Annotated in this window: 11 protein-coding genes; 3 read left to right on the top strand and 8 right to left on the bottom strand. The window is 48.2% G+C overall.

Annotated features, from left to right (window positions below):
- Position 1: 1 nt before the first annotated feature.
- From obgE to JOY44_RS19455, 3 genes are all read right to left on the bottom strand, one after another.
- Positions 2 to 1,033: a GTPase ObgE gene (obgE, locus tag JOY44_RS19465; RefSeq protein WP_171575223.1), complete on the bottom strand. Its 1,032-nt coding sequence runs from the start codon at positions 1,031 to 1,033 to the stop codon at positions 2 to 4.
- Between the two features lie 71 nt (positions 1,034 to 1,104).
- Complete coding sequence (locus JOY44_RS19460; protein ID WP_171575222.1) at positions 1,105 to 2,868, bottom strand: macro domain-containing protein; 1,764 nt, start codon at positions 2,866 to 2,868, stop codon at positions 1,105 to 1,107.
- Positions 2,865 to 3,521 (bottom strand): MerR family transcriptional regulator, encoded by a 657-nt coding sequence (locus tag JOY44_RS19455; protein WP_171575221.1) that lies wholly within the window; start codon positions 3,519 to 3,521, stop codon positions 2,865 to 2,867. The genes JOY44_RS19460 and JOY44_RS19455 overlap by 4 nt, the downstream gene beginning before the upstream one ends.
- A 130-nt stretch (positions 3,522 to 3,651) precedes the next feature.
- Here JOY44_RS19455 and JOY44_RS19450 point away from each other — a divergent pair, with 130 nt between their 5' ends.
- A complete protein-coding gene (locus JOY44_RS19450) occupies positions 3,652 to 5,985 on the top strand; it encodes a serine/threonine-protein kinase (RefSeq protein WP_171575220.1) in 2,334 nt (777 codons plus the stop codon).
- Between the two features lie 95 nt (positions 5,986 to 6,080).
- Complete coding sequence (locus JOY44_RS19445; RefSeq protein ID WP_171575219.1) at positions 6,081 to 7,550, top strand: DnaJ domain-containing protein; 1,470 nt, start codon at positions 6,081 to 6,083, stop codon at positions 7,548 to 7,550.
- 5 nt (positions 7,551 to 7,555) lie between these two features.
- Here JOY44_RS19445 and JOY44_RS19440 read toward each other — a convergent pair whose 3' ends face one another.
- Positions 7,556 to 8,683: a geranylgeranyl reductase family protein gene (locus JOY44_RS19440; protein WP_171575218.1), complete on the bottom strand. Its 1,128-nt coding sequence runs from the start codon at positions 8,681 to 8,683 to the stop codon at positions 7,556 to 7,558.
- Positions 8,684 to 9,157: 474 nt separating this feature from the next.
- Here JOY44_RS19440 and JOY44_RS19435 point away from each other — a divergent pair, with 474 nt between their 5' ends.
- Positions 9,158 to 9,355 carry a family 2 glycosyl transferase gene (locus JOY44_RS19435; protein ID WP_171575217.1) on the top strand — a complete coding sequence of 66 codons (198 nt, stop codon included), beginning with the start codon at positions 9,158 to 9,160 and terminating at the stop codon, positions 9,353 to 9,355.
- A 229-nt stretch (positions 9,356 to 9,584) separates the two neighbouring features.
- Here the strand turns inward: JOY44_RS19435 and frr are convergent, their stop codons facing one another.
- From frr to speB, 4 genes are all read right to left on the bottom strand, one after another.
- Positions 9,585 to 10,106 (bottom strand): ribosome recycling factor, encoded by a 522-nt coding sequence (gene frr / locus JOY44_RS19430; protein WP_197985761.1) that lies wholly within the window; start codon positions 10,104 to 10,106, stop codon positions 9,585 to 9,587.
- Positions 10,107 to 10,119: 13 nt separating this feature from the next.
- Positions 10,120 to 10,848, bottom strand: coding sequence for a UMP kinase (pyrH, locus tag JOY44_RS19425; RefSeq protein ID WP_171575215.1), 729 nt, complete (start codon positions 10,846 to 10,848; stop codon positions 10,120 to 10,122).
- Positions 10,849 to 10,963: 115 nt separating this feature from the next.
- Entirely contained in the window at positions 10,964 to 11,509 is a 546-nt protein-coding gene (locus tag JOY44_RS19420; protein WP_171575214.1) for a thioredoxin family protein, read from the bottom strand.
- Between the two features lie 28 nt (positions 11,510 to 11,537).
- Positions 11,538 to 12,440: an agmatinase gene (speB, locus tag JOY44_RS19415; RefSeq protein WP_171575213.1), complete on the bottom strand. Its 903-nt coding sequence runs from the start codon at positions 12,438 to 12,440 to the stop codon at positions 11,538 to 11,540.
- Positions 12,441 to 12,460: the final 20 nt, after the last annotated feature.

The following is a 12,460-nucleotide window of genomic DNA, read 5'->3' as shown; positions in this document are numbered from 1 at the left end:
TCTATCTTTTCACGGCTTCACTCTCTTTCTGCGCATCCAAAAGCTGGTCTAGCTGCTGCCATACTTGATTGAGAACAGCATCCAAACCTTGACGGGTAGCGGCGGAAATTTTGAAAACCGGGGCGTGGCTTATCTGACGCAGTTGGGCAGCGATCGCCTCTACATCCACAGTTTCATCCACAGCATCCATTTTGCTGAGTGCCACAATTTGGGGACGATTGGCCAATCCGCGATCGTAGGCACAAAGTTCATCTTGAATGGTGTGGTAGCTGGCGATCGGGTCTTCGCTGGTCACATCAATCAAGTGCAATAGCAGACGAGTGCGTTCAATGTGGCGTAAAAAGTCAAATCCCAATCCAACGCCTAAGTGCGCCCCTTCAATCAGTCCTGGAATGTCGGCAAACACAGTGCCATCACCGGTCGGTTTCCGCACTACACCCAGATTGGGCACCAGCGTTGTAAAGGGATAGTCAGCAATTTTGGGGCGTGCTGCCGATACTGCCGAAATAAAAGTAGATTTTCCAGCATTGGGCAATCCAATAATTCCCACTTCTGCCAGCAATTTCAACTCTAGCCGCAGCATCCGAGAATCACCGGGCAATCCGGGCATGGCTTTTTCGGGAGCGCGATTGTGATTGGTCAAAAAGCAGGAGTTTCCTAAGCCGCCTTTTCCACCCTTCGCTACACAGACCGTTTGCTCTAGTTCCACTAAATCTCCCAGCAGCTCCTCGGTTTCTGCGTCAAAGATCATGGTGCCACAGGGAACTTCAATGATGCGATCGTGCCCTGACGCACCTGTGCACTTACTTGGTCCACCCCGCATTCCGTCATCCGCTTTATACAAACGGTTGTAGCGAAGATCGAGCAAGGTTTGTAGGTTCTCCACAGCTTTTACAATCACTGAGCCACCCCTACCCCCAGTGCCTCCGGATGGTCCACCCGCAGGCACATACTTTTCTCGCCGAAAGGCTACCAGCCCATCGCCTCCATCCCCTGCCTTCACTTGAATCTCGGACTGATCAATAAATTGCATGAATTAGAAATTGAAACCCTCTCTCTTGATGATAGACGGGATACCAGACGAGATGCGAAAGGAGTGGATGATCACCAGCCAGCGATGCGCTGAAACTCGTTCATGAAACTCATGTGTACTGTGGCATCCGCACAGACAAACCGAATTCGTCCCATCTCGGTACTTCGGAGTAGAAATTGGCTCACAGTTTCTAAGGCGATGCGCGCAGCGATATCGGGTGGAAACCCTGATTTTCCAGTCCCCAATGCTGGAAGCGCCAGTGCTCGAATGCCTCGACTACTTGCCAGTTCTATACAGCGTGAATAGCACTGAGCTAAGAGGGCTTCTTCATCCTGATTGCCACCATTCCAGGCAGGGCAAACAGTATGAATCACCCACTGAGCAGGCAGCTTAAATCCGGGTGTGATCCGTGCTTCTCCCACAGGGCATTCACCCACCTGTTGGCAAGCTGCTAATAATTCTGCCCCTGCTGCCCGATGGATAGTGCTGGAGAGAGCACCCGTTGCAGAAAGGGTGCGATCAGTAGAGTTGACGATCGCGTCCGTGTGTTGCTGCAAAATATCTCCCAAAATGATGCCTTTCCCCAGCGCGTAGAACAGGCTGGTGTGTCCTCTGCTGTGGCTGCTACTGCGGCGACTTGTCTGGTATTGCGCCATCTTGCGCGAACCTGCAATATCTCTGGCTCGCAGTTGCTCATCTAAATCACCCAGTTGCTCAGCTTCGGGGGCAGACATAGGCACATTGGAGTCTAACACCCTCTTCTTTGCCTCTTGCAACACGGCACTGGCACCGTCAAACTCTCCCCGATCCACGAGACGGATAGCTTCTTTCTTTGCTCGTGCTGCCATCATCAGAACAACCTGTTGCTGCACATCCTGGTTGAGTGGCAGTGTTTCAAATTGGGCAGCGGTGACGACGGGTAGGTGCAATACGGCTTGCTGGGTCAATCGCGCTTGGTGAGGATCAGTCCAGGAAAGGTGGATAGTGCATAGGTCAGATGAGTGAGCCAAAGCAGGAATTTTGAATCGCACAACTACATCCAGTGGGCTGCCACTAATCAAATTGGGTAACTGAAATTCTCCCTGGTCGTTGACGGTCAGGTCGTTGAGAACGTCCGCGACCACGACATTGCCTTGAGGCGCGATCGCCAACGCAACATTAGTGCCCACCGTGGCAACTAACCCAGTCAATTCTCGCTCAAAGATGCCGGGTAACTGCTCTGGGGAAGCAATGTAGTAATAGTTACCATCCCCACTACTTGCCATCGCCGACAAGAGGTCTTCGTTGTAATTATCGCCTACGCCCATCGTGGACGTGCTGATGCCGCGCTTCGTTAAGCCGTGAACATCTGTAGCGATGCGATCAGGGTTGGTTTCGCCCACGTTTGCCAGACCATCGGAGAGTAAAATCACTCGGTTCAACTGAGCCGAGAGGTATTGACTGACTTGAATGCTGCCTTGCAGCCAGCCGCCATGTAGAGCAGTACTGCCACCGGGTTGAATTTGCTGAATTTGGCGGACAAACCGGGCTTTGTTATTGGCGGGAGTGTTGGGAATCAGGGTTTGCACCTGATCATCAAAAATCGTGACGCTGAGGCGATCGCTGGGTAGCAATTGTTCAATCGCATAACAGGCTGCTTTGCGCGCATAATCAATTTTGTTGTGTGACCCCATTGACCCCGATCGGTCAATCACAAAGCCAATATTTAAGGATGGGCGTTTAGTATCCAGTTCAATCGTGGGTGGGGTGAGCCGCACCAACACATCTAGAGTCGTTGGGCGATCTGAGCAAACCGCAGATTGTAGGGGAATTAAATCAATGCGAGGCAGATTCATGAGGATGACCTCCGTTTTCGGGTATGTGTGAGCAAGGCAGACAATATCAGTTGCAACAGGGTTTGCTGTTCTTGAGAGCTACTAGGAGAAACAAAGTCATTCCGCACATGCAACTCTAAACCGGGTAAAATCTCAATCCGAAACCACTGGGAGGGCGTTGGCAGTGAGGAAGTTGGCAATGAAACAGGAGTCGGAGAGGCTGGAGCATTTCCTATCAGCTTGTTTTCAGCGGAGATTGAGCGATCGCCCGTTCGCTGCTGAATTTGTTGCAAATAGGCTAAAGCTGGATTAGCAGGCGTAATGGTCAATTGAACGCCACCTTGCAATAAATTTTCCAATTCAGAATTGGTTTTAGCTTTAGCAAATTGCCCAATCGCGCTGGAACCATAGCCTTCGGTTAACAACTTGCGAACCAGCAATACTTGCAATAAATGGCGATAGGTATATCGAGCTTCCCGTCCTTCCTTGAGCGGCTCATCCAACATTTCCAGACTGGTGTAATGGCGGACAAGCCGAGGCGTGACTTCTTCTCGAATCCGACTTTGCACCCGTTCTTCTGGTAAAAATTGGGGCAACAATTCGTTCGCAACCTGGACTAATTCATCCAATGACCAGTTGGGTGAAGCTTGAGCAAGCTGCTGCAATGATTTCATGTTTCCATCCTAATCCTAACAATCCGAGTTGTCAATATCAACAAAAATAGAAAATACCTGATTCGTCAAAGATGAACGAGGCGGTTCCAAGAGGTCAGCTATCATAGGCTGTACTTGGTGACTTCCAGTCATGACCCATTGTCTCAACCCTAATTGCCAGAAGCCTCGCAATCCTGATAGTGCCAAAACATGCCGCAATTGTGGAGCAACACTGTGGCTGAAAGATCGCTATCGGGCGATCGCCGCGATCAGTCAAGGCGGGTTTGGCAGGACTTTTTTGGCGGTAGATGAAGACAAGCCCTCCAAGCCGCGCTGCGTAATCAAGCAGTTTTTGCCCGTTGCTCAAAATCCGCGCAACCTTAAGAAAGCTGCCGATTTATTTGAGAAAGAGGCAATTCGGCTAGAAGATTTAGGCCACCATCCCCAAATTCCAGAACTGTTTGCCTACTTTCGCCAAGACGGACAGCAGTATTTGATTCAAGAATTTATCCATGGCACAACCCTTGCCGATCTATTGGCGCAGGGAGCCTTTAGCGAAGTGCAGGTGCGGGAAGTGCTGACTAGCCTATTGACTGTGCTGGAGTTTATCCACGCGCACAATGTAATTCATCGCGATATCAAACCCGGCAACATCATTAGTATGGCAACTCCTCCAGGCGGCATGACATTGCTGCAATCTGGAAAACTCGACTGGACAAGTTTGCAGCAAGCCCTTGCCACTGAAGCTGCCCAGGGTTTTCGGAATGTGATGAATCCATCTTACCGATTTCATGAGTTGCTCAGTTTTAGCCTCTCTCAACCGCCAAAGGATTTTGCAATTGGACTACAAACTCACTGTGAACAACTTGCTGCTCAGTTTGCCCGCTATCCTGCTCTGGCTTTAGCACAGCGTCAATATCTGGTTGCCGATGCCAACCGTCTATTGTTTGAACTGCGGCAAGCATCGGAACCGAAAATGGGACAGACTGAGATCGGGCGATTGGGGCTGGTGGATTTTGGAGCCGCCAAATCGGTGAAAGGTTTGGAGCCGTTGCAAACTGGAACCACCATTGGCAGCCCAGAATATGTAGCGCCGGAACAGGCAAGAGGAAAAGCCGTTTTTGCCAGCGATTTGTATAGCTTAGGCGTGACTTGCATTCATTTACTGACCCAGCTTTCGCCCTATGACCTGTTTGATCCCCATGAAAACGCCTGGATTTGGCGCAGATCTTTAACTCATCCCGTGAGCGACAGGCTAGGATTCATTTTAGATAAGTTGCTGGAACCTGCTATTCCCAAACGCTATCACTCTGCAACGGAGGTTTTGCAAGACTTGGAGGGAGCGATTCCCGTAGGGATTGTTCCACGAATCGCCGCATCTTCCTCTGTCCCAACTTCATTCCTATCCGCTTCAATAGCAACATCAATACCAGCTCCGCTCTCCGTATCAGCCTCCTTCCCTCCAGCGAGAATCCCAGCGGCTCAGCCCTCGTTTCAAATCACCCCCCGCCCCCGCTTGATCTCTCCAGGATTGGCACCTGTTTCAGAACCCAATCCGACCGTCTTGAATGCGCCACCCCCTGAGCCAAAGTTGAGGCGCAAAGCTCCACCAAGCTGGCAGTGCATTCACACCTTCGAGGCGATGGGCAGAATTTATGCGATCGCCCTCAGCCCGACGGAACCTATTTTGGCAGGCGCGATCGGCAACACCATTAAACTGTGGGATCTCGACACTCTCCAACCCCTTCGCACCCTCACCGGGCATCTGGATATTATTCCTGCTCTCGTCATCAGTCCCGATGGCAACCTAGTGATTAGCGGCAGTGCCGACAAAGCTATTACCTTTTGGGAAATTGCCACAAGCAGACGACTAGCCAATTTGCCTCTGCACACGGATACCGTATTAGCACTAGCCGTGTCGCCCATGGAAAAACTGCTTGCCAGCAGTAGTTTTCACGACCCTATTACCCTCTGGGATATGGCGTTGGGACACCAGCGTCATGGCTTGTTCGGGCATTCTGCCAGAATTGATGCGCTGGCATTTAGTCCCGATGGCACCCTGCTTGCCAGCGGCAGCGGCGATATGACAATCAAACTGTGGAACACGGAAACCGGAGCAGAAATTCGCACTCTTACAGGCCATGCCCATCAAATTTCTAGTCTTGCGTTTAGTCCGGATGGCACCACTTTAGCAAGCGCTAGTTGGGATGGCACTGTCAAACTGTGGAACTTAAAAAATCGCCGTCAAGGACGAATGCTAGAAGCAGCATCGGGGCGAGTAAATGGGTTGGCTTGGAGCGCCGATAGCAAGAAGTTGGCGATCGCCAGCGATAATCTTCAAATTTGGACTCCTACCTCCACTAGAACTAATCCAGTGCTGCTGGGGCATACCGATGCAGTTGCTGCCGTACTCTTTGGACGCGACGACTACACCTTATTTAGCGCCAGTGGCGATCGCACCATCAAACTCTGGCGTTGGGAATAGTCTCGATTTGCTGCGGATTCGTTACGGGGAAACAGGTTGAGGGAACGCTAAGTCCCACGTCTTGTGAACTTTCTTTAGCATCGCTAATCTGTTGCATGGTAGAAATCAACCGCTATTACGCAGTCCTAGAACTCTCTCCTAACGCACCTTTCGCAGAAGTCAAACGAGCTTACCGAAAGCTAGCAAACATTTGGCATCCGGATCGAGTCGGCCAACAATCTCATTCAAAGCAACAGGCAGAGGAAAAGATCAAGCTGATTAATGAAGCTTATCAATATCTTAAAGATCACCTGCCCATGCAGATACCCATCGACAGCGCAACAGTCGCGTCACAGCCTACGCCGCGGCCAGTCTCTACGGAAGTATCTACTAAGCATACTAGACCAGAAATCTACTACGACCAAGGAGCCGAACACGCTAAAGGAGGTCGTTATAAGGAGGCTTTGAATGACTTCAGCATGGCAATTCGACTGAATCCTAACTATGCTGAAGCCTATCGCTATCGAGGATTTGTGAACTCAATGTTGGGATTTGAGTTGGGCGCAGAAGCTGATTTGCAAAAGGCAAAGAGACTTGGAGTGAAAAAATCATCCCCCGTCCAAAACAACTCAGCCAGCCAGCAAAAGTCTACTTCTTCTACGACACGACCACATACTGTGGAAAAAACGCCATTTTCTCAGCCATGGAAGTGTGTGCAAACATGGCAAGAATATTCAGGCACTATTACAGATATGGCTATTAGTCCAGATGGAAGAATTCTGGCAAGTAGCAGCACAGACAATACGGTGAAACTTTGGAACCTACGAACGGGTAAAGTATTTTGCACCTTAACAGGTCATACTGCTTGGGTTCTATCGGTTGCGTTTAGCTGTGAGGGGCAAGTGCTTGCTAGTGCTGGTGATGATCAAACTATTAATCTTTGGCACTTAAAAACTGGCTCGTTGATACGTACCCTCGCTGGGCATACCAAAGCGATTTCAACTATTGCCTTCAACCCGAATAGACAAACCCTGATTAGTGCCAGTCAGGATGGTGCAGTTAAAGTGTGGAATCTATCCACTGGAAAATTTTCTCACAATCTTCCCTTGCCGATAATTCCAATTCGTGCGATCACCATTAGCCCTGATGGTCAGATGTTGGCGATTGCGAACTGCGATCGCACACTCATACTTTGGCATTTGCCCCTCAATCGAATTCTCCAAACCCTAACGTGGAACAGTGACATAACGTCTAATATTACTTTCAGCCGTATGGGTCACTATCTTGCTTTTGCCAACGCTGACCAGACTATCCGCATTTGGGAAGCACAATCAGATGCGATAACGCACACTATTTCTGCCCACTCAGACACGATAAAAACTCTTGCATTTAGCCCCAACGAACAAATGCTTGCGAGTGGAAGCAAAGATCAAGTCATCAACCTGTGGAATGTAGAAACAAGCAAGTCATTTCATGCTTTAAAGGGTCATCAAGATACAATTAAGTCAATTGCATTTAGTCCAGACGGTCAAACTTTGTTTAGCTCTAGCTTTGACAAAAGTATCAAACTTTGGCGTTGGGAATAGTCTCACTACCCCATGCTGGGGATTAATCCAGCAGTCAGACGGCTCATTGCTGTACTGGCTATATCAGAATAGCGAAGTTGACCGCATAAAATTTGCCCAAAAGCAGCCGTCGCTCTGGGTCGCTTGATGCCTTTTTTGTAAGCAAGCCCCGGAAATCGGTAAAAAGCTCCGGCAATACGCTGTGCCCAAAGCATTTCTTCTCCCCAGCGACCATTCACTACCTGAGTGTAATTTTCTAAAGCGCCTAAGTTGCCAAACAGTGCTTGGTCGATCGCCTCGGCTGCCTTGACCCCAGTAAACATTGCGGGACGCACCCCTTCAGCGATTAGTGGATCAACCATGCAGGCTGCTTCTCCCGCCAACAAGGCATTTTGCGTATGCAGCTTTTGGTTGCCATCCCACAGACAGATAGATTGAATGAAATGCTGACAATCCGCCGGATTAATACCCGTTTGCTTAGCATAGTCTGTCATTGTGGCGCGCAAGTCAGACGGCTCATTTCCGCGAAAAGTTGCCCCCGCAATTGAGCAGCGATCGCCCTTTGGAAAGCTGGAGATATATCCATTTTTAACCATGCCAAATTCAAACTTAGCGAGAGTAGGCTGGTTTCCAGCAGTAGAAGATTCTAGGATGGTTCCCATTCGCTGCTTAACCTGTTTGAATCCTAACCAATGCCGCATCGAACCAGCGGCTCCATCTGCGGCGATCAAATAGCGGGCTTCAATCATACCGTTTGCTGTATTAACGTGCCAGCGATCGCCCTTAAACTCAATCCCCGTCGCTGTGGTGTTATCTCGCAGTTCTACACCTTGCGCTTGCGCCTGTTGAACCAAGAAATGGTCAAAGACATCCCGCTGCACCATCCACATCGGTTCCATGGTTTCTAAGCGAGCTTCTATTGGATCTCCTAGCTTCCAGGTGTAGCGCAAGTTTTCGACCTTACAGGCGATCGCAGGTGAAAAGTCAAAATCAAACCATTGAGCTACTTCAGGAGAAACTCCACCTGCACAAGGTTTGTATCGAGGTAGTGCTTGTTTCTCTAGCAAAATCACCGAGCGTCCGCGTTTTGCTAAATGATAGGCAGCAGATGCACCAGCCGGTCCGGCTCCCACAACGATACAATCAAACGTCATGCTGGAACTCTCCTTCAGTAACTTAACTAAAATATCTTTCGTAAAACTAACCTACAGAGGGTCTATCAAACAACACACTAGAGCTAGAGTTCTTCAAAGCTCTATAAAATTCCTTTTTTTAAGAGACGAATTACCGCCCGCCAAACGATTATTGACTGTGTCTTACTTTAAAGCGTTGCCCTAACTGGATTAGAGAAGTCAGCAGATTTACAGAGATTGAATAAAGTAACTTTATATTCTGAAATTCCTCAAGTTTTTAGAGTTTTGCAAAGAGGAACGCGTAGCCATTTTTTATCCCTTTTTTGAATGGGTTATAGCATCGATTGATAAGGGTTTTGCATTGCTTGAGCGATTGTTAGCAAAGTTCAACAATTATACGGAACCCAATTATTTTTTAGGCTTCTAGGATAGATTCATGGGAAATTCATAAAGATAAAGAATTTGATTTTCCCCTATATAAAGAGGATTTAAAAGATGAACTGGCAAGTCTGTATTCGGTATCCAAACGGTCAAGAAAAAGCAATTTGCTCCTTCCAAAATCGAGAAAATGCTTTGAAACGGATTGATGCCATTTATTCTCAGGGTTATCCCATGCACGTCGCTTATGTAGTTCGCCCCGCGCAACGCATAGAAGTTATAAAGAAACCGCTCAGCCATTTTCAGACTGCTTAAGTAATTTCATGGTCCTCTATAGTTGATATTAAAATTTATTTAAAAGAACGTGCTTGTCACATTAATTGACGCCGACGCCATGTGCAACTACTTTTCTTTTAACTCAACTTTTTCCCAAGAGAAGGGCTTTAACTATTTAACTAAAAGTAAGGGCAGGCTTGGCTAAGATTCAACGGTTCTGCCGACAAATCAATTACCAAACCTGCCCTTACACATTTTAGAAACTGTCTTAGACAGTGGTAATGTCCTTCTCTTTAGCCGCAAGCACTTCTTCCACTCTTGCCACAAATTTGTCGGTCATTTTTTGAATCTTATCTTGTAGATCGCGTGATTCATCCTCTGAAACTTCGCTCGTCTTTTCTTGTTTACGCACCGCCTCGATCGCATCACGGCGGATATTTCGAATGGAGACTTTGCCTTCCTCTGCAAGCTTAGCGGCAAGCTTAACCAGTTCTTTACGGCGATCGCTCGTCAATTGTGGAATATTTAGACGAATCACAGAACCATCATTGTTTGGAGTCAATCCTAAATCCGAGAGTTGGATTGCTTTTTCAATCAGGCTAATACTGCTTCGATCAAACGGTTGAATAGCAATCGTACTCGCATCGGGAATGTTAATGTTTGCTAAAGATTTTAATGAGGTAGGTGATCCGTAATATTCCACTGAAATGCGATCGAGTAGAGAAGGGTTAGCGCGCCCTGTGCGAATGGTATTGAAAGACCGTTGAGTTGACTCAACCGCCTTTTGCATATGATCTTCAACTTCAGCTAACTTCACAAAGACCTCCGACAAGGGTTCCAATTGGATCTCCCATCACCGCTTTGCGAATGTTTCCCTTTACTGAAAGGTCAAACACGATGATGGGAATGTTGTTCTCTTTACATAAGGATATGGCAGTAGAGTCCATTACTCGCAAGTCTTTGTTAAGAACATGAGCATAGTTTAGTGTTTGATAGCGCCGCGCATTTGGATTCGTCCGCGGGTCTGAATCATATACGCCATCTACTTTCGTTGCTTTGAATACCACATCTGCGCCAATTTCAGCCGCTCGTAGGGCTGCGGTCGTGTCAGTTGTAAAGAAAGGATTGCCCGATCCTGCTCCAAAAATAATGATGCGCCCTTTTTCTAGATGACGAATGGCACGTCTTCGGATGTAGGGTTCGGCAATTTGCTGCATTGAGATCGCAGTCTGTACACGAGTGGGCACTTCCATCCGCTCTAAGGCATCTTGTAGGGTCATGGCATTCATCACCGTTGCGATCATGCCAATATAGTCAGCGGTCGCCCGATCCATCCCGGCTGCTGCACCTTTAATGCCTCTAAAAATGTTGCCGCCACCGACTACAACGGCAACTTGCACCCCGTTTGCCGTGACATCTGCAATTTCTTCGGCAATACTCTGCACAATGTCTGGATCGATTCCGTAAGACAGTTCGCCCATCAGGGCTTCACCGCTTAATTTTAAGACTATCCGTTGATAAGTTAAGCCCATGGGGTGTCAGTTGCCTCAAATACCTTCTTAACATACTCGCTAAAAAATCACTTCGTCCACCCATTGACAGTGATCATTTTTTACATTGAATTTTTTACCTTGATCATTCCAGTCCTCAGGTTCGCCATTTGACCGAACAGCCAATCGGTGACGTTGAAGTGGGCTTGACTGGAGCACCGCTGAGCGTTTGAGCGATCGCATCCCGAAAGTAGGTGACCCTTACACTACCAGCCTCTTCAGCATTATCGTCCAGGCGTCCGCTGTAGCAAAGAATGCCATCACGATTAAGTAGAAAAACATGAGGAGTTTTTTCTGCCCCAAAGCTGTGAGCGACATCCTGGGTAACATCCCGTAAATAGGGGAAGTTCAACCCATTGTTTGTCACAAATGCCTTCATATTGTCAAAACTGTCATCTGGATAGCGTTCGGCATCATTTGGATTAATCCCGATCAGGGTAAATCCTTGGTCCGCAAAATCAGCTTGCAGTTGCTTCAGTCGATCTAAATACATGTGAACATAGGGACAGTGGTTGCACATGAACACCACCCCGACTGCCTGAAACCGCTCTAAGTATCGAGATAAGTGGTGTACAGCCTCATCGGCACCTGGCAACTCAAAGTCTGGTGCATAGCCTCCGATCGCGGTTCCCATTTTCTCCATAACGTTGCCCCTGTGAATGAATGAAAGATTACCAGCCTTTGGCGATCGCCTGATAACCAATCAGTTTATAAACCAATTTAGCAGCCGTAAACTCTGAAACCACAGAATCTGCGATTGGTGCCAACTCCATGACATCGCAGCCAATCACATCGTGGGTTTCAAACACACGTTGCAAAAACACGAGCAATCCAAACCAGTGTAAACCGCCTGGTTCTGGAGTCCCCACGCCTGGCATTAAAGTTGGATCAATTCCATCCAAATCAATCGTAATAAATACCTTCTCCGTTTGAATGCCCGCCCATGCTCTTTCCATCCAGTCAGGTTGGAGTGCAATCTCCCGCGCTCGAATCACCGTTAACTGCTTTTCACGAATCAGGTCAGCTTCTTCTTTACAAAGACTGCGAATGCCAATTTGCACAGTTGGCAAACCCATATCCACAACCCGACGCATGATGCAAGCGTGGTTGTGAATGGAGCCTTCGTATTCATGTCTCAGGTCGCCATGGGCATCAATTTGCACTACAGTGAACGGCTCTTCAGGATTTGCCTGTCGGTATGCTTCCACAATTCCTGTAGTGATGCTGTGTTCACCACCTAGGGAAATGACAAACTTATGATCCGCAAGGAGCTTGCTCACGGTTGCCTGAGTCACTCTCAGCATTTCTTCTGATGGCATCAGAGCATGATTGCGGGTGTCGGCGATCGCATCATGGGTATAAATGCCAACTGTCCACAGTTCGCGATCGTAGTCGTCATCATAATATTCCACTTGCTGAGACGCATCCAAAATGGCTGCGGGTCCATTTTCACAGCCGCGCCGATAGGTCGTAGTCGCCTCAAATGGAATTGGCAGAATAATCACTTTGGCAGCATCGTAATCTGCTGCAACCTCTGCCCCCAAAAATGGTAAAGGAGATGTTAATGTTTGCACCTAAATTCTCATGACATAGC

Origin of the sequence: Leptolyngbya sp. Cla-17, assembly GCF_016807185.1 — a bacterium.
Taxonomy (GTDB): Bacteria; Cyanobacteriota; Cyanobacteriia; order Leptolyngbyales; family Leptolyngbyaceae; genus ULC077BIN1.
Note: the sequence above shows the minus strand (reverse complement) of the source record. Positions and strands in the feature narration are given on the sequence as shown.